The organism is Pseudomonas sp. B21-019 (genome assembly GCF_024749225.1).
Classification (GTDB): domain Bacteria; phylum Pseudomonadota; class Gammaproteobacteria; order Pseudomonadales; family Pseudomonadaceae; genus Aquipseudomonas.
On sequence record NZ_CP087193.1, the window covers coordinates 1,233,142 to 1,250,555 of the forward strand.

The 17,414-nt window shown below is 58.9% G+C and carries 17 protein-coding genes; 7 read left to right on the forward strand and 10 right to left on the reverse strand.

Annotation, left to right across the window (positions count from 1 at the left end):
• Positions 1-207: 207 nt before the first annotated feature.
• From glpD to LOY36_RS05395, 4 genes are all read right to left on the reverse strand, one after another.
• On the reverse strand, positions 208-1,746 hold the full coding sequence (glpD, locus tag LOY36_RS05380) for a glycerol-3-phosphate dehydrogenase (protein ID WP_019651352.1): 1,539 nt from the start codon (positions 1,744-1,746) through the stop codon (positions 208-210).
• A gap of 318 nt (positions 1,747-2,064) precedes the next feature.
• Positions 2,065-2,820, reverse strand: coding sequence for a DeoR/GlpR family transcriptional regulator (locus LOY36_RS05385; protein ID WP_007938932.1), 756 nt, complete (start codon positions 2,818-2,820; stop codon positions 2,065-2,067).
• Positions 2,821-2,915: 95 nt separating this feature from the next.
• Complete coding sequence (gene glpK, locus LOY36_RS05390) at positions 2,916-4,421, reverse strand: glycerol kinase GlpK (RefSeq protein ID WP_258672505.1); 1,506 nt, start codon at positions 4,419-4,421, stop codon at positions 2,916-2,918.
• 76 nt (positions 4,422-4,497) lie between these two features.
• Positions 4,498-5,349 carry an MIP/aquaporin family protein gene (locus LOY36_RS05395; RefSeq protein WP_019581559.1) on the reverse strand — a complete coding sequence of 284 codons (852 nt, stop codon included), beginning with the start codon at positions 5,347-5,349 and terminating at the stop codon, positions 4,498-4,500.
• Positions 5,350-5,718: 369 nt separating this feature from the next.
• Here LOY36_RS05395 and ybaK point away from each other — a divergent pair, with 369 nt between their 5' ends.
• Together ybaK and LOY36_RS05405 are read left to right on the forward strand one after the other, a co-directional pair.
• Positions 5,719-6,189, forward strand: a complete 471-nt coding sequence (gene ybaK, locus LOY36_RS05400; protein ID WP_007938929.1) for a Cys-tRNA(Pro) deacylase — start codon at positions 5,719-5,721, stop codon at positions 6,187-6,189.
• Positions 6,190-6,306: 117 nt separating this feature from the next.
• Positions 6,307-7,089 carry a PhzF family phenazine biosynthesis protein gene (locus tag LOY36_RS05405; RefSeq protein WP_258672506.1) on the forward strand — a complete coding sequence of 261 codons (783 nt, stop codon included), beginning with the start codon at positions 6,307-6,309 and terminating at the stop codon, positions 7,087-7,089.
• Between the two features lie 48 nt (positions 7,090-7,137).
• Here LOY36_RS05405 and LOY36_RS05410 read toward each other — a convergent pair whose 3' ends face one another.
• Both LOY36_RS05410 and argF read right to left on the reverse strand, forming a co-directional pair.
• Entirely contained in the window at positions 7,138-8,247 is a 1,110-nt protein-coding gene (locus LOY36_RS05410) for an ABC transporter ATP-binding protein (protein WP_258672507.1), read from the reverse strand.
• Complete coding sequence (gene argF, locus LOY36_RS05415; RefSeq protein ID WP_019581556.1) at positions 8,244-9,164, reverse strand: ornithine carbamoyltransferase; 921 nt, start codon at positions 9,162-9,164, stop codon at positions 8,244-8,246. Before argF ends, LOY36_RS05410 begins: the two co-directional genes overlap by 4 nt.
• Before the next feature lie 406 nt (positions 9,165-9,570).
• On the opposite strand from argF, the gene LOY36_RS05420 reads away from it, so the two are divergent.
• The 3 genes from LOY36_RS05420 (at position 9,571) to grxD (ending at position 12,544) form a co-directional block, all read left to right on the forward strand.
• Complete coding sequence (locus LOY36_RS05420) at positions 9,571-9,861, forward strand: hypothetical protein (RefSeq protein ID WP_019651357.1); 291 nt, start codon at positions 9,571-9,573, stop codon at positions 9,859-9,861.
• 135 nt (positions 9,862-9,996) lie between these two features.
• On the forward strand, positions 9,997-12,105 hold the full coding sequence (locus tag LOY36_RS05425; RefSeq protein WP_258672508.1) for a molybdopterin oxidoreductase family protein: 2,109 nt from the start codon (positions 9,997-9,999) through the stop codon (positions 12,103-12,105).
• 97 nt (positions 12,106-12,202) lie between these two features.
• Positions 12,203-12,544 carry a Grx4 family monothiol glutaredoxin gene (gene grxD / locus LOY36_RS05430; protein WP_007938922.1) on the forward strand — a complete coding sequence of 114 codons (342 nt, stop codon included), beginning with the start codon at positions 12,203-12,205 and terminating at the stop codon, positions 12,542-12,544.
• A 117-nt stretch (positions 12,545-12,661) separates the two neighbouring features.
• Here the strand turns inward: grxD and bfr are convergent, their stop codons facing one another.
• The gene (bfr, locus tag LOY36_RS05435; RefSeq protein WP_007898512.1) at positions 12,662-13,135 is read right to left on the reverse strand and encodes a bacterioferritin; all 474 of its coding nucleotides are present in this window, start codon (positions 13,133-13,135) and stop codon (positions 12,662-12,664) included.
• Positions 13,136-13,335: 200 nt separating this feature from the next.
• Positions 13,336-13,554: a bacterioferritin-associated ferredoxin gene (locus LOY36_RS05440; RefSeq protein WP_007938921.1), complete on the reverse strand. Its 219-nt coding sequence runs from the start codon at positions 13,552-13,554 to the stop codon at positions 13,336-13,338.
• A 314-nt stretch (positions 13,555-13,868) separates the two neighbouring features.
• Here LOY36_RS05440 and LOY36_RS05445 point away from each other — a divergent pair, with 314 nt between their 5' ends.
• Positions 13,869-14,471, forward strand: coding sequence for a peroxiredoxin (locus tag LOY36_RS05445; RefSeq protein ID WP_007938920.1), 603 nt, complete (start codon positions 13,869-13,871; stop codon positions 14,469-14,471).
• Positions 14,472-14,547: 76 nt separating this feature from the next.
• Here the strand turns inward: LOY36_RS05445 and rnt are convergent, their stop codons facing one another.
• Both rnt and pyrC read right to left on the reverse strand, forming a co-directional pair.
• Entirely contained in the window at positions 14,548-15,225 is a 678-nt protein-coding gene (rnt, locus tag LOY36_RS05450; RefSeq protein WP_007938919.1) for a ribonuclease T, read from the reverse strand.
• Positions 15,222-16,268, reverse strand: a complete 1,047-nt coding sequence (gene pyrC / locus LOY36_RS05455) for a dihydroorotase (RefSeq protein WP_258672513.1) — start codon at positions 16,266-16,268, stop codon at positions 15,222-15,224. Before pyrC ends, rnt begins: the two co-directional genes overlap by 4 nt.
• A gap of 157 nt (positions 16,269-16,425) precedes the next feature.
• Here pyrC and LOY36_RS05460 point away from each other — a divergent pair, with 157 nt between their 5' ends.
• On the forward strand, positions 16,426-17,334 hold the full coding sequence (locus LOY36_RS05460) for an OmpA family protein (RefSeq protein ID WP_018926605.1): 909 nt from the start codon (positions 16,426-16,428) through the stop codon (positions 17,332-17,334).
• The last annotated feature ends 80 nt before the right edge of the window (positions 17,335-17,414 follow it).

Consider the following 17,414-nt stretch of genomic DNA (forward strand, 5'->3'; position numbering starts at 1 on the left):
GAGCATGACTCGTGCCAGACCGGGCGATATGGAACAAGTTGTTGATTTTTAAGGGTATTAAATATTTATGGCATAGAAATTGTTGTCGGGCGATCCGGTTTACCGAACCGACCGACAAGTCGCGTTCGGAAAACCGAATGGATCACGGGGTATGAAAAAGCCCCTGAATCGTGAGATTCAGGGGCTTTGGTTTAACCGGATATCCGATCAGGCCGCTTCGATCTTGCTGCGGTTCTGTTCGAGCTTGTTCAGGTAATCCTTGAGCTTCTGCTGTTCCGCCGCAGTGGTGAACAGCCCAAGCTTGCTGCGGCGCCACAGGATGTCATCGGCGGTGGTCGCCCATTCTTCGCTGCACAGGTAGTCGACTTCGCGGGTGTAGAGGCCGCCGCCGATGTGTTCACCCAGGTCACCGAGGTTTTCCACGCCTTCGAGCATGCGCCAGGTGCGGTTGCCATAAGTGGTGGACCAGCGACGGGCGATTTCGGTGGGGATCCAGTCGAACTTGTCGCGGATCCGCGAACTCAACGCCTGCGGAGTCGTCATGTCTTCGCCACCGGGCAGGGGCGCGGTGGCGGTCCAGCTTGGCTTGATGTGCGTGAAGTACGGGGCCAGTTGCGCCAGCGCCGACTCGGCCAGTTTGCGGTAGGTCGTCAGCTTGCCGCCGAACACCGACAGCAACGGCGCGTCTTCACCAGAACCCGACAACGCCAGGGTGTAGTCGCGGGTGACAGCCGACGGGTTGTCGGATTCGTCGTTGCACAGCGGACGAACGCCGGAGTAGCTGTGCAGGATGTCCGCGCGGCTGAGTTGTTTCTTGAAGTGGGCATTGACCACTTTCAGCAGGTAATCGGTTTCGCCTTCAGTGATCGCCACTTTTGCCGGGTCGCCGGTGTACTCGCGGTCGGTGGTGCCGATCAGGGTGAAGTGGTTCAGGTACGGAATGGTGAAGACGATGCGCTGATCTTCGTTTTGCAGAATGTGCGCGTGTTCGCCTTCGTACAATTTCGGCACGATCAGGTGGCTGCCCTGGATCAGACGGATGCCGTACGGCGATTCCATCTTCAGGTCGTCACGAATGAACTGGGCGACCCATGGGCCAGCAGCATTCACCAGTGCCTTGGCGCGGATCGAAAACAGGCTGCCATCGGCGCGTTCCAGGTTCATGTGCCACAGGCCCTTGGCGCGACGGGCACTGACGCAACGGGTTTGTGTATGAACGTGGGCACCTTTCTCGCGGGCAGCCATGGCATTCAGCACCACGAGGCGTGCGTCATCGACCCAGCAATCGGAGTATTCGAAGCCTTTGGTGATTTCGCTTTTCAGCGGGCTGTCCGGGCCGAACTTCAGGCTTTTCGAGCCTTCGAGTTTTTCCCGTTTGCCGAGGTGGTCATAAAGGAACAGGCCGGCGCGGATCATCCAGGCCGGACGCAAGTGCGGGCGGTGCGGCAGCACGAAGCGCATCTGTTTGACGATGTGCGGTGCCTTGGCCAGCAGCACTTCGCGCTCGGCCAGGGCTTCGCGCACCAGGCGGAATTCATAATGCTCCAGGTAGCGCAGGCCACCGTGGATCAGCTTGCTGCTGGCCGACGAGGTGTGGCTGGCCAGATCATCCTTTTCGCAAAGGAACACCGAAAGGCCGCGACCGGCGGCATCCGCTGCGATCCCCACGCCATTGATCCCACCACCAATGACGGCGATATCGTAGACCTCGGCGAGAGGGGGCGTAGGCAAGGTAGAAGTGGGCATCGGCTGGCCTCGGTTTTTTTGGATTTCTATATTTGAATTCGAACATTAATGTTCATTTGCGAAAATACTAGCCCATAAAGACGTCCACGACCAGCCAGCTTCGATTGAAAATACTGATCGAAGGGCGGTTAAAGGAAAATTTTCGAACATTGAATGATGGTGGAGAGTGCTTTTTGTGGCGAGGGAGCTTGCTCCCGCTGGGCTGCGAAGCGGCCCTAAAACCGGCTACCGCGGTATCTCAGGAAGAACATGTTGTCTGATTGGCGTCTGCTGTGCAGCCGAACGGGGGCAAGCCCCCTCGCCACAGGGGGGATGTGCTTACACGACCTCCAGCCGGATCTTGTGCTGGCTCAACAACTGCGCCAGGGCCGGCGAAGGCGGCTGGTCGGTGACCAGGCAATCGATCAGGCTGATCGGCCCCAGGCGAATCATGGCGTTGCGTCCGAATTTGCTGGAATCCGCCGCGAGAATCACCTGTCGGGCGTTGGCGATGATCGCCTGGGACACCCGCACTTCCTGATAGTCGAAATCCAGCAAGCTGCCGTCTTCATCGATACCACTGATGCCGACCAGGGCGAAGTCGACCTTGAACTGGTTAATGAAGTCGACGCTGGCCTGACCGACCACGCCACCGTCACGCCGTACGTTGCCACCGGTCAGCAGCACGTCGAAGTCGTCCTTGGCGCTGAGCATCGAGGCCACATGCAGGTTATTGGTGATGATTTTCAGGTGGCTGTGGTTGAGCAGCGCCCGAGCAATGGATTCGGTGGTGGTGCCGATATTGATGAACAGTGAGGCGTGATCGGGAATCTGCGCCGCAATGGCTTCGCCGATACGCTGCTTTTCATCGCGCATCTGATCGGCGCGCATGGCGTAGGCGGTGTTTTCGACGCTGGAGTCGTAGGCTGCGCCGCCGTGATAGCGACGCAACAGATTCACTTCCGCCAGTTGATTGATATCGCGGCGGATGGTTTGCGGTGTAACGACGAACAGCTGGGCCATTTCCTCGATGCTGACATAGCCGCGTTCGCGGACCAGTTCGAGGATTTGCTGCTGACGGGGAGGCAGATTCATGGGGCTTCCTTTGGGCTGCCGTGCAAAATTTGCCCATGATGCCGCAGGAATCCGCTCCCGACCAGTTACAACCGGATACGAGTCCGGTCCCTGGCTTATTCAGCTCCTTCGTGCGGTTCCCAGTCGCGAGTGCGGCTGACGGCTTTTTTCCAGCCAGCGTAGAGTTTTTCCTTCGCGGTTTCGTCCAGCGCCGGTTCGAACTCGCGCTCGATCACCGCCTTGCCGCGCAACTCCTCCAGGCTGCCCCAGAAGCCGCAGGCCAAACCCGCCAGGTAAGCGGCGCCCAACGCGGTGGTTTCGCGCATTTTCGGACGCTCGACCTGAGTGCCGAGGATGTCGGCCTGGAACTGCATCAGGAAGTTGTTCGCCACTGCGCCGCCGTCCACGCGCAGGGCTTTCAGGCGTTCGCCGGAATCCTGCTGCATGGCGTCCAGAACGTCACGGGTCTGGTAAGCAATCGACTCAAGCGCTGCACGAATGATGTGATCCACGCGTACGCCACGGGTCAGGCCGAACAGCGCGCCACGGGCATACGGATCCCAGTACGGAGCGCCCAGGCCGGTGAAGGCCGGCACCAGGTACACGCCGTTGCTGTCCTTGACCTTGTTGGCGAAGTATTCGGTGTCGTGGGCGTCGTTGATGATCTTCAGTTCATCACGCAGCCACTGCACGGTGGAGCCACCGTTGAACACCGCGCCTTCCAGCGCATAGGCCACTTCGCCACGCGGACCGCACGCGATGGTGGTCAGCATGCCGTGCTTGGACTTCACCGCTTTGTCGCCGGTGTTCATCAACAGGAAGCAACCGGTGCCGTAGGTGTTTTTCGCCTGGCCTGGCTCGACGCACATTTGGCCGAACAGGGCGGCCTGTTGGTCGCCGGCGATACCGCCAATGGCGATGCCGCTTTTGGTGTGGCCGTAGATTTCGGACGAGGACTTAACTTCCGGCAGCATCTCGCGCGGGATGTCGAGGACGTCCAGCATCTTCGCGTCCCACTCCAGCGTGTGGATGTTGAAGAGCATGGTGCGCGAGGCGTTGGTGTAGTCGGTGACGTGCACCTTGCCGCCGGTAAATTTCCAGATCAGCCAGCTGTCGACGGTGCCGAACAGCAGTTCACCCTTGCGCGCCCGCTCACGGCTGCCTTCGACATTGTCGAGGATCCACTTGAGCTTGGTGCCGGAGAAGTACGGGTCGGTAACCAGGCCCGTGGTGTCGCTGATGTATTGCTCGTGGCCATCGCGCTTGAGCTGCTGGCAGATTTCGGTGCTGCGGCGGCACTGCCAGACGATCGCGTTGTAGATAGGGCGGCCAGTGGTCTTGTCCCAGACCACGGTGGTTTCGCGCTGGTTGGTGATGCCGATGGCCGCGACCTGGTCGTGATGCAGGCCGGCTTGAGCCAGGGCCTCGACCATCACGGCGCTCTGGGTGGCGAAGATTTCCATCGGGTCGTGTTCGACCCAACCGGCTTGCGGGTAATGCTGTGCGAATTCACGCTGGGCGGTGCAAACCACGTTCGCGTCGCGATCGAAAATGATCGCGCGGGAGCTGGTCGTACCCTGATCGAGGGCAATGATGTAGTTCTTATTCTGAATGTCGGTCATGTCGATTGCCTTGGACGAAATAAGGAAGTGAAGTCAGGCGCGGGATCAAAATGGGCAGGATCACGCGCCAACGGTTTCAAGACGTTCTTGGTTTGCCGTCAATGGCCAGTGCTGCGTCCTTTGTAGCAGGTATGGCGCTGGGCAGATGACGGGCAATCAGCCCGCGATAAGCTGCAGCACCGAGACAGGCACCAACAATCGGTGCGAAAACCGGAATCAGGAAGTACGGGATATCGCGTCCGCCAGTGAAGGAAATTTCACCCCAGCCTGCGAAGAAAGTCATCAGTTTAGGACCGAAGTCGCGGGCCGGGTTCATCGCGAAACCGGTCAGCGGCCCCATCGAGCTGCCGATCACGGCAATCAGCAGGCCGATCAACAACGGCGCCAGCGGTCCTTTGGGCAGGCCATTGTTGTCGTCGGTAAGCGACATGATCACGCCCATCAGAATGGCGGTGATGATCACTTCAACCAGAAAGGCCTGGCCCGTGGACAGGGCAGGGTTCGGGAAGGTGGAGAACACTGAGGCCAATTCAAGGCTGGCCTCGGTACCACGAACCATTTGGTGAGTTTGTTCGAAATCGAAGAACAGGTTGCTGTACAGCGTGTAAACCAACAATGCCCCGCAGAAGGCGCCGGCAACCTGGGAGAAAATATAAAAAGGCAGTTTGCGCTTTTCGAAGTCAGCGAAAATGCTCAGCGCGATACTCACGGCAGGGTTGAGGTGCGCACCGGAAACGCCGGCGGTGAGGTAGATCGCCATACTGACGCCAACCCCCCAGATGATGCTGATTTCCCACAGTCCGAAGCTGGCACCCGCGACCTTGAGCGCGGCGACGCAGCCGGTACCGAAAAAGATCAGCAGTGCAGTGCCCAGAAACTCGGCCATGCATTGGCTCGAGAGCGACGGTTGTTGTAAAGCAGTTGTCATTGAAAACCTCGTTTTTGTTGTTGTCTGGCGCTTTTCCATCGAGGTCAAAGCGCGATTTTCACCGAGGCAGGATCCCCATCCTGTGCTCGGCTTACTGCCGGGTGCTGCGGTGAGACGTTCGTGCTGTGTTCGCATTCGAAAAAATATAGACAAGAAGCACTGCTGTCAAAGGTCGAAAGTGAACCATCAGTCATATTTAAACTATTAGTCCTGTGAATGATCGCATCGTTCATCTGGCGAGAGGCGTGTGGACGAACGACCGAAAGCCCGGCCAATCCTTGGAAATAGCAGCGCAATAGAGCCTTTTATCGATCAATGACCTAGAATCCTGCGCAGTATTTTTCTTCTGCCGCCAAGTCTGGAGCTGTCATGACCCCCGCATTGGATTTGTTGAAAAAAGTTCGTGCCGAACATCGCGTGCACAGTTACGAACATGATCCGAAGGCAGCGTCCTATGGTCTGGAGGCCGCGGAAAAACTGGGCCTGGATCCCGCGCAGGTGTTCAAGACGTTGCTGGCGGCCAGCGAGAAGGGGGAGTTATTGGTAGCGGTGGTGCCGGTCGTCGGAAGTCTGGACTTAAAAGCGCTGGCGCAGGCTGCAGGCGTGAAAAAAGTTGAAATGGCCGATCCTGCCGCCGCGCAGCGTTCGACGGGGTATCTGTTGGGCGGTATCAGCCCGCTCGGGCAGAAGAAGCGCCTGCGCACGTTTATCGATCATTCGGCCCAGCCGTTTTCCAGCATCTTCGTCAGCGCCGGGCGGCGCGGTCTGGAAGTCGAACTGGCGCCTGCCGTGTTGGCCGAACACACCCAGGCGAAGTTCGCCGATATCGGTCGTGCCTGAGCAAAAGGTCTCGGGCTTACAACCCGGCGCTGTATGGTGGAAATTGGTTCGTTCTGTCACTGGTGAAGGGCTATGCCAGACTTCATGCTCGGCGACCTGAAGAAAGGGAGAAGTGCCATGCAGCTTGAGTTTCATCAGATCGATGCGTTCAGTGATCGGCCGTTCAGTGGCAACCCGGCGATGGTGTACCGGCTCGATGCCTGGCTTGACGATGAGTTGATGCAAAAAATCGCCGCCGAACATAACCTCGCCGAAACCGCGTTCCTGGTGCGTGAGGGTTCTGTCTGGCGCATCCGCTGGTTTACCCCGATCACTGAAGTCCCGTTGTGCGGTCATGCGACCCTGGCCAGCGCCTACGTACTGTTTGAACTCTATAAAGAACCGGTCGAGCGACTGGACTTCATCTGCAAGTCCGGCCCGTTGAGTGTCACCCGAGAGGGTGGGCGCTTGTGGCTGGATTTCCCGGCAGTCGTGCCGTCGGAAGTGGGCGTGACCCGGGATGTCGAGCGCGCCTTGGGCGTCGAGGCGGTCGATGTGCTGGGCTCGAAGGAATTGTTCGTGGTGCTGGAGTCCGAGCAGGCGGTGCTCGATTGTCAGCCGGACATGATCGCCCTGGCGAAACTGCCGTGGCCGGGCGCCATCGTCACAGCCAAAGGCAACAAGCATGACTTTGTGTCGCGCTACTTTGCCCCGGCGATCGGCATCAACGAAGACCCGGTGACCGGTTCAACCCATTGCAGCCTGATTCCGTACTGGTCGAAACGCTTGAGCAAGTCGAGTCTGACGGCTTATCAGTGCTCGGCGCGGGGAGGGGAGTTGTTTTGTCAGCTGGAAGGGGATCGGGTGAGTATTGGCGGGAATGCGACGCTGGTCGCGAGCGGAACGCTAATACTGGGTTAAACGAAAATCCAATAGGTGGGAGCGAGCTCCCACCTATGTCCGTATTGTTCAGCTGGCGGCGCTGTAGCGCCGAACACCGGACTCGATCATCGGAATCTGCGCCGCTGTGCTGCCGGAGGCCTGGAACAGCACCAGATGTTCCGCCGCTACCCGAATGCCGACTTCAGCACCGACCAGATGATCGGCATGGCTCGGGAAAATCGACTCCAGCTGTGCGCCCGTAGGCAACTGCAAGCGATACAGCGTTGAGGCACCCTGGAAGCTCTTGCCGACAATCCGCGCCCTCAGTGGGCTGGACGGTGCATAGACGATGTCGTCCGGACGCAGCAATACGTCCACGGCGCCACCGATCGGCCAGGTGTAGGCACGGTTGCCGCGCAATTCACCCAGCTCGGTCTGCACCGACTCCGGGCTGCTCAACTGACCGCGAATGAAGTAACCCTGACCAATGAAGCTGGCCACATACGGTGTCAGCGGTTCGTGATAGAGGTTGTAGGGGGTATCCCATTGTTCCAGGCGACCTTCCTTGAAAACGCCGACATGGTCGCTGACCGCGAAGGCTTCTTCCTGGTCGTGGGTCACCAGAATCGCACTGGTGCCGCGAGCCTTGAGGATGTCGCGTACTTCATGGCTGAGCTTGCGTCGCAATTCGCCGTCTAGGTTGGAGAAGGGCTCGTCGAGCAATAGCAGTTGCGGTTCCGGCGCCAGGGCGCGGGCCAGTGCGACCCGCTGCTGCTGGCCACCGGACAGCTCATGGGGAAAGCGCTTGCCGAGGTTTTTCAGGTTGACCAGTTCGAGCAATTCTTCGGTGACACGATCCTTTTGCGGGTGCTTGCGGATCCCGAAGGCGATGTTCTCGGCCACGCTCAAATGCGGAAACAGCGCGTAATCCTGGAACACCATGCCGATCCGGCGTTTTTCCGGGGCGAGGGTGAAACCGGCGCTGGAGATGGTCTCGCCCGCCAACTGGATCTCACCCTCGTGCACCGGTTCGAAACCGGCAATGGCCCGCAGAGTGGTGGTTTTGCCGCAGCCCGAAGAGCCCAGCAGGCAACCGATATCGCCGGCATTCAAATGCAGGTTGAGGTTCTGCACAACCCGCTGGTTTTGATAACCACAGGCCAGATTGCGCAGGTTCAGCAGTAATGGCTGGCTCATGCGTGATGGTACGAAGGTGGGACGAGAAACTCGAGCAGGGCCTTTTGTGCATGCAGACGGTTTTCGGCTTGATCCCAGGCCACCGAGCGCGGGTCGTCGAGCAGGTCGAGGCTGATTTCCTCGCCACGGTGGGCCGGCAGGCAATGCATGAACAGCACGTCCGGTGCGGCCAGGTCGAGCAGGGCACGGTTGACCTGGAACGGTGCGAACAGCTTCAGGCGCTTGGCGGTTTCCTCTTCCTGGCCCATGGAGGTCCAGACGTCGGTGCTCACCAGATGCGCGCCGCGCACGGCTTCCTGAGGATCGCGGACGATGCTTACCCGATCGCCGGCCTTGGCCACGAATTCAGGGTTGGGTTCGTAACCCTCCGGGCAGGCGATGCGCAGCTGGAAGTCGAACTGGATCGCCGCTTCTATATAGCTGTTGCACATGTTGTTGCCGTCGCCGATCCAGGCCACGGTCTTGCCTTGGATCGAACCGCGGTGTTCGAGGAAGGTTTGCATGTCGGCCAGCAACTGGCACGGGTGCAGATCATCGGACAGGCCGTTGATCAGCGGGACTCGCGAATTGGCGGCGAATTCGGTCAGGGTGCTGTGCGAAAACGTACGGATCATCACTGCATCGAGCATGCTCGACATGACAATGGCGGCGTCGCCGATCGGTTCGCCACGGCCCAGCTGAGTGTCGCGCGGCGACAGGAAGATCGCCTGGCCACCGAGCTGAATCATGCCGGCTTCGAACGAAATACGGGTACGGGTCGAGGACTTCTCGAAAATCATCCCCAGGACGCGGTTTTTCAAAGGCTCGAACAGTACGCCGCGGTTACGCAGGTCCTTGAGCTCAACGCCTCGACGGATCACGCTGACCAGCTCTTCGGGCGTGCAATCCATCAGGGAGAGAAAGTGCCTTGCGCTCATCATTGACTACCTTTTTGCAACAGACCGCAGATACTCAAAGCCTTGTTTAACTGAAAAACGGGCGAGACCTGCGGCGTAAGCCGCACGGGGCGACGAAATAGGGGAAGGCGCGATATTGACATTAAATGTCGCGTTTTTCCAATAGGCTACGGTGTTTAGAGGATTTCAGAGAGGCTACGGGGTGACTGAGGTAGCGCTTTTGAAGCCTGTTTCCTGACAGCAGCTGAGCATTTGTACACTGGGCTCGCCGGGCTTGGCAATCAGACAGGGCGCGGGCGACATATTGGCAGTCGGTTTTTGACCTGTCATTCGAGCCTTTGGCGGGCAATGTGTCTGCTCTGAAACATTTGCTAATGCAAAGTGCTGGGTTATAACTAAAGCACGAGCGACGCAGGAAGCCTCAGGAATGGAATCGAAAGAACAGTTATTGATGGAGCTACTCGGCCTCACGGCTCGCTCTCTGACCCACCTCACTGCTTCCATGACCTCGATGTCTTTCGAGTTGTTACGCAGTGAAGACGAAGTTACCAAGGCGGCTGGCCGTCGCATGATCGACCGCATGGCCACCATCAGTGCCGGGCTCGACGAGCATTGGCGGCTGATCGGCGAGCTCACCGGCGTGCATGTCGCCCACGAGCAGATCGAAACCATCGAGGAAATCCAGCTGCAGGCGCCGCCGAGTCAGCCGCCGAACTGATCCCCTTGCTACCATCGGCCGGCCTGATGGTCGTCGATTCACAAGACGAACGTCGCTGGCGCGGTGGCAAGTCACGCGCCATAGTTTTGTTCCCGCGGCCGACATTGCCCGCCCAGAACAAAACAGAGACTGGCCATGACCAAGACTCTCCATCACCGTGCGTGCCACCTGTGTGAAGCCATCTGCGGCCTGACCATCGAAACCACCGAGGTCGAAGGCAGCGGCGTGCAGATCACCTCGATCAAGGGCGACCCTCAGGACAGCTTCAGCCGTGGGCATATCTGCCCCAAGGCGGTGGCTCTGCAAGACATTCAGAACGACCCGGATCGCCTGCGTCAGCCGATGCAGCGAGTGGGTAGCGAGTGGCAGCCTATCGAGTGGGAAGATGCGTTCGGTCTTGTAGCCGAACGCCTGGCGGCGATTCAGGAGCGTCATGGGCAGAACGCGGTGGCGGTCTATCAGGGCAACCCCAGCGTGCACAACTACGGGTTGATGACCCACAGCAATTACTTCCTCGGTCTGTTGAAAACCCGTAACCGGTTTTCCGCGACGTCGGTCGATCAGTTGCCCCATCACCTGACCAGTCATTTGATGTACGGCCACGGCTTGCTGTTGCCGATCCCGGACATCGATCACACCGATTTCATGTTGATCCTGGGCGGTAATCCGCTGGCCTCCAACGGCAGCATCATGACCGTGCCGGATGTGGAGAAGCGCCTCAAGGCGATCCAGGCCCGGGGTGGCAAAGTGGTAGTGGTGGATCCGCGCCGCAGCGAAACGGCGGCGATTGCCGACCAGCATCTGTTCGTGCGCCCTGGTGGCGATGCGGCGCTGCTGTTCGGGTTGCTCAACACGTTATTCGCTGAAGGCCTGACCCGCGACAGTCATTTGCCGGTCGATGGTCTGGATGAAGTGCGTAAGGCGATCGCAGGTTTCACTGCCGAGGCCATGAGCCCGCTGTGCGCAGTACCCGCCGAACAGATCCGTCAACTGGCGCGGGACTTCGCGGCAGCCCCGACGGCGGTCTGCTATGGCCGCATGGGCGTCTCGACCCAGGCCTTCGGCACCTTGTGCCATTGGCTGGTGCAATTGATCAATCTGGTGACCGGCAACCTTGATCGTGTCGGCGGTGCGTTGTGCACCGAACCGGCGGTGGACCTGGTGGCGTCCACGTCGGGCGGCCATTTCAATCTGTGGCAAAGCCGCGTGTCCGGGCGTCCTGAATACGGCGGCGAGTTGCCGGTGTCGGCGCTGGCCGAGGAGATGCTCACCGAAGGGGAAGGGCAGGTCCGTGCGCTGATTACCGTGGCGGGTAATCCGGTGCTGTCCACGCCCAATGGCCGACAGCTGGAGCAGGCGCTGGACGGACTGGAGTTCATGGTCAGCGTCGACCTGTACATCAATGAAACCACGCGTTATGCCGACCTGATCCTGCCGTCGACTTCGGCGCTGGAAAACGATCATTACGACACCACGTTCAATATGTTCGCGGTGCGCAACGTCACCCGTTTCAACCGGGCGATTCTCGCCAAACCGCAAGGCGCGCTGCATGACTGGGAGATCTTCGTGGGGCTGGCCAAGGCCTTTGCGGTGAAGACCGGCAAGGAGCTGAAACCGACCATTGCGCCGGCGCAGATGATCGACCGAGGGCTGCGGATGGGCCTGTATGGCGATGCTTCAGAGCACAAACTGTCGCTGGCAACCTTGTTCGATCACCCTCACGGTGTCGATCTCGGCGCGCTCAAGCCCAATTTGACGCCTCGTCTGAAGACGGCCAATCAGCGCGTCCAGGCGGCGCCTGTGGAGATCCTCGCCGATCTGGCGCGCTTTGCGGCGTTGCAAGCACCAGCCGCCGATGAGTTGCTGATGATCGGTCGCCGCCATGTGCGCAGCAACAACTCGTGGATGCACAACTATCACCGCCTGGTGAAGGGCAAGCCGCGCCATCAACTGCTGATGCACCCGGACGACCTGGCCAGCCGCGGGCTCAGCGATGGGCAGCGGGTGCGCGTCAGTTCGCGGGTCGGCGTGATCGAGGTTGAAGTGGTCGCCAGCCTCGATATGATGAAAGGAGTGGTCAGCCTGCCCCACGGTTGGGGCCATGCGCGACCGGGCGTGCAGATGACGATTGCCAGTGGCCAGCCAGGTTCCAGCGCCAATGACCTGACTGACGAATGTCAGCTCGATGAGTTGTCGGGCAATGCGGCATTGAACGGCGTGCCGGTGACCGTGGCGGCGGCGTGAACATGTCTGTCGGGGAGGCCGAGCATGGCGCTCGGGTTTCCGTTACAATGCGCCACCGTGCCGACCACTGAGTCGGAAAGTTCAGCCGAGGTGCTCCATGGATATCATCGAAACGATTAAAGAGCAGATTGCCAACAACACCATTCTGCTTTACATGAAAGGCTCGCCGAATGCCCCGCAGTGTGGGTTCTCCGCGAAAGCCGCCCAAGCCGTCATGGCCTGTGGTGAAAAGTTTGCCTATGTGGATATCCTGCAGAACCCGGAAATCCGCGCCAACCTGCCAAAGTACGCCAACTGGCCAACCTTCCCACAACTGTGGGTTGCCGGTGAGCTGGTTGGTGGTAGCGACATCATGACTGAAATGTCTGCCGACGGTTCGTTGCAGGCACTGATCAAAGACGCCGCCGCCAAAGCCGCCGCTGCCAAGACCGAAGCCTGATTCGGTTCCCGCAGGAGCTGCCGCAGGCTGCGATCTTTTGATCTTCAGCATGTAAAAAGCCCCGCCTCTATAAAGAGAGCGGGGCTTTTTATTGCGTCGGGGTTAGCGGCGTAGAGCTTACTCTTCGCCCATCTGCGATTGCAGATAGTTCTCAAGACCGACTTTATCGATCAGGCCCAGTTGGGTTTCCAGCCAGTCGATATGTTCTTCTTCGGATTCAAGAATGTCTTCGAGCAGTTCACGGCTGCCGAAGTCGCCGACAGTTTCGCAATGAGCGATAGCGACTTTCAGGTCGGCATGGCCGTCGCGCTCAATCTTCAAGTCACACTCAAGCATTTCCTTGGTGTGTTCGCCGATGTGCAGCTTGCCCAGGTCCTGGACGTTCGGCAGGCCTTCAAGAAACAGGATGCGCTTGATCAGCTTGTCAGCGTGCTTCATCTCATCGATGGATTCGTGGTACTCGTGCTTGCCGAGCTTGTTCAGGCCCCAATCTTCATACATGCGCGCATGCAGGAAGTACTGATTGATCGCGACCAGTTCATTGGCAAGGATTTTGTTGAGATGCTGGATGACTGTAACGTCGCCTTTCATGGTGGGAGTCCTGCCCTGTATTAGCTGTATATAAGGCAGAGTTTGAGCCGCGTAATTAACAGTGTCAAACCTAAGTTATTGAAACTTAAATGAAAATTAATCGGAATAAGAATGTTTGTGTTCCGCGTCTAGGCCCTAAGCGATTGATTTTCAGACATAAAAAAACCGGACATCAAGTCCGGTTCTTCGAAATTCGGTAGTTACGCGGCTGTAAATTCTACAGGGTAGGGGATCGCCGCCTGGGCCGTTTGCAGTTTGCCCAGTGTTTCACGCACTACTTCCTTGGCCAGGCAAGCGCATTTACCGCATTGGCTGGCTACGCCGGTAGCTTGACGGACTTCTTTGTAGCTGCAGCAACCTTCATAGATTGCATCGCGGATTTGACCGTCGGTGACGCCAGTGCAGAGGCAGACATACATAAGTGAGAACCGTCGCTGGTTGTGACTCAATTGCGATGGATCTTAATGTTAACGAGAATGATTGTCAAAGTGGTTTCTGAAGGCTTTTCGTCATAAGGGCCAGTGACTGACGAACGGTTTCCTCTCACGTCGTGTGAAAAAATCTGGCAACGGCCATTTTGCCCGTCAGAAAAAAACCGCTAAGGACAGGCGAAAAACGCGGTGTATGATGGTCGGCCTTTTGCGAAGGAGGTTCGTGTCACAGGGCTGTCGCCTGAGGGTGACAGGCTGGCATGAGCCCTGTTCTTCAACGTTATTACACCAGGAGATATCCAATGAGCGTACTCGTAGGCAAACAAGCCCCTGACTTCACCGTACCGGCCGTACTCGGCAATGGCGAAATCGTAGACAGCTTCACCCTGTCCTCGGCCATCAAAGGCAAATACGGCCTGGTGTTCTTCTACCCACTGGACTTCACCTTCGTTTGCCCGTCCGAGCTGATCGCTCTGGACAACCGCATGGCTGACTTCAAGGCACGCAACGTTGAAGTGGTCGCCGTTTCGATCGACTCGCACTTCACCCACAACGCGTGGCGCAACACCCCGGTGAACAATGGCGGTATCGGCCAGGTTCGTTACACCATGGCTGCTGACATCAAGCAGGAAATCATGAAGGCTTACGACGTTCAGTCCGCTGACGGCGTGGCTTTCCGTGGTGCGTTCCTGATCGACGACAAAGGCGTTGTCCGCTCGCAGATCATCAACGACCTGCCGCTGGGCCGTAACATGGAAGAGCTGATCCGTCTGGTTGACGCTCTGCAATTCCACGAAGAGCACGGCGAAGTTTGCCCTGCCAACTGGAAAAAAGGCGACAAAGGCATGAACGCTTCGCCAGAAGGCGTTGCGGCTTACCTGACCGAGCACGCTGCTGCGCTGTAAGCCAGGCGTCCGGCAATAAAAAACCGGCCTCACTGAGGCCGGTTTTTTTATGGGCGGGATAAGCCGGCGACCAGCATCAGTCGTTGTAGTCTTCCCAGCCGCCCATCTGTTTCCAGCGATTGACGATGCCGCAGAACAGCTCAGCGGTCTTCTCGGTGTCGTAGCGAGCCGAATGAGCCTCGCGACCGTCGAAGTCGATGTCCGCTGCCTGACAGGCCTTGGCCAGTACGGTTTGGCCATAGGCCAGACCGGCAAGGGTCGCGGTGTCGAAGCTGGAGAACGGATGAAACGGGTTACGTTTCATGTCCAGGCGCGCGACTGCCGCGTTGAGGAAACCCAGGTCGAAGCTGCTGTTGTGGCCGACCAGAATCGCCCGTTTGCAACCGTTGGCCTTCAGGGCCTTGCGAATGCCACGGAAGATATCGGTCAGCGCCGCTTCTTCACTCACTGCCATGCGCAACGGGTGATCGAGCTTGATCCCGGTGAACTCCAGGGCTGCTGCTTCGATGTTGGCGCCTTCGAATGGCTCGACCCGGAAGAAGTAGGTGTGATCGGGGTACACAAACCCTTTTTCATCCATGGCGATGGTGGTTGCAGCAATTTCCAGCAGGGCGTCGGTGGCCGAGTTGAAGCCACCGGTTTCTACGTCGACGACAACCGGCAGGTAACCACGGAATCTGGCAGCCATTGGATGACGAGGACCACCTCCACCGCCTTGACCGTCCTGTTCGTCGTCGAAATGGTCTTCACTCACGCGTGTTCCTCCAGCAGGCGCCAGCGCAGTTTTTCACCGGCGCGCAGCGGGATAACGGTCAGCTCGCCAAATGGCAGGCTGGTTGGAGCGGTCCACTCTTCGCGGACCAGGGTGATGCGATCGGTGTTCGCCGGCAGACCGTAGAAACGCGGGCCATTGAGGCTGGCGAAGGCTTCGAGCTTGTCCTGCGCATTACGCTGTTCGAAGGCTTCGGCATACATCTCGATCGCGGCATAAGCGGTGTAGCAACCGGCACAACCGCAAGCCGCTTCTTTGGCGTGCTGGGCATGGGGAGCCGAGTCGGTGCCGAGGAAGAACTTGTCGCTGCCGCTGGTGGCGGCGTCGAGCAGGGCTTCCTGGTGGGTATTGCGCTTGAGGATCGGCAGGCAGTAGAAGTGCGGCCGAATCCCGCCCACCAGCATGTGGTTGCGGTTGTACAGCAGGTGATGCGCGGTGATGGTGGCGCCAACGTTGGCCGAAGCCGCGTTGACGAACTGCACGGCATCGGCGGTAGTGATGTGTTCGAACACCACTTTGAGCGTCGGGAAACGCTCGACCACGCGACGCATGTGCTCATCGATGAAGATTTTTTCCCGATCGAAAACGTCGACATCGCCACGGGTGACTTCACCGTGAACCAGCAAGGGCATCCCGACTTCGGCCATGGCCTCCAGAGCAGGGAAAATCTTGTCGATGCTGGTGACGCCAGAGTCCGAGTTGGTGGTCGCGCCGGCCGGGTACAGCTTGGCGGCGTGAATGAAACCGCTGGCCTTGGCCTCACGAATTTCTTCGGGCTGGGTGCGGTCGGTCAGGTACAGAACCATCAGCGGTTCGAAACGGCTGCCGGCCGGACGTGCGGCGAGAATCCGCTGGCGATAGCCATCGGCTTCAACAGCGTTGCGCACCGGAGGTACCAGGTTGGGCATGATGATGGCGCGACCAAAGGTGCGCGCGACATCCGCGACGGTATTGGTCAACACGGCACCATCGCGAAGATGAATGTGCCAGTCGTCGGGACGCAGCAGGGTCAGGCGGTCGGACATGAGGGAATTCCAGGCGGGTCAAACTCAGGGGAATGCTACCGGAAAAGACTCTTCCAGGCACTCGCTATCAAGTTTTACGACAAGCTTCCGATACCCAACAGGCAGGCCGTGAATATGTGTGTCGGTCTTTTTGTCGTAGAAGCCAGTGGAGCCTCCCGTGCGCCAGCGTTATTTAGCCTTGCTCAGTGTGTTTGCCAGCCTTCCCGCGATGGCGCTCACTTTCCAGACTCGCCTGGAGAGCATCGAGTGGACGGTCGAAGGTGACAAATTCGAATGCCGCCTGACTCAACCGATCACCGATTTCGGTTCGGGTGAGTTTGTGCGGCGCGCCGGAGAGCAGGCGACATTTCGTCTGAAGGCCTACAACTCAATGATTGGTGGGGGTTCTGCGACATTGCTGGCGGCAGCCGCGCCATGGCAGCCGGGGCGTGGCGACATAAACCTGGGGTCGGTGAGAATCGGTAGTGGCAACGTGCTGTTCAACAGCTCGCAAGTGCAGGCCGGGCGCCTGATCAGCGGGTTGATGGAGGGGCGCAGCCCGGTCGTTCGACACTCATCGGGCGACGGTCGGGTGTCTGAAGTGCGTCTGCTACCGGTCAAGTTCAGCAAGGCCTACGGTGACTATCAGGGCTGCGTGGCCAAGTTGTTGCCACAGAATTTCGAGCAAGTGAAGCAATCCGAGGTCGGCTTTCCGGGGGAGGGTATCGATCTCGATGCCAGGGCCAAGGCCCAGTTGCAGGTCATGCTGGAGTTCATGAAGGCCGATCCGACGGTCAACCACATTGAACTCGACGGCCATTCCGACAACAGTGGCAACCGCCTGACCAACCGTGAACTGTCACGACGCCGGGCGCTGGCGGTGATGGATTTCTTCAAGGCCAATGGTGTGCAGGAATCGCAGATCACCCTGCGTTTTCACGGTGAGCGCTATCCGCTGGCGCCCAACAACAATGCCGCCAACCGGGCTAAGAATCGCCGGGTTGCCGTACGCCTCGAACGGGTCGCACCGACCGAGAAACCGGCGCCTCAAGCCACCGCCGCCGCGAGCAGCGCGACGACCTCCTGAACCTGCTGAATTCGTCGCTCGCTCGACATAATCTGTCGCTTCGTCGTCATAAGCTGTCGCGCCTCTGTAAATTATCCTGC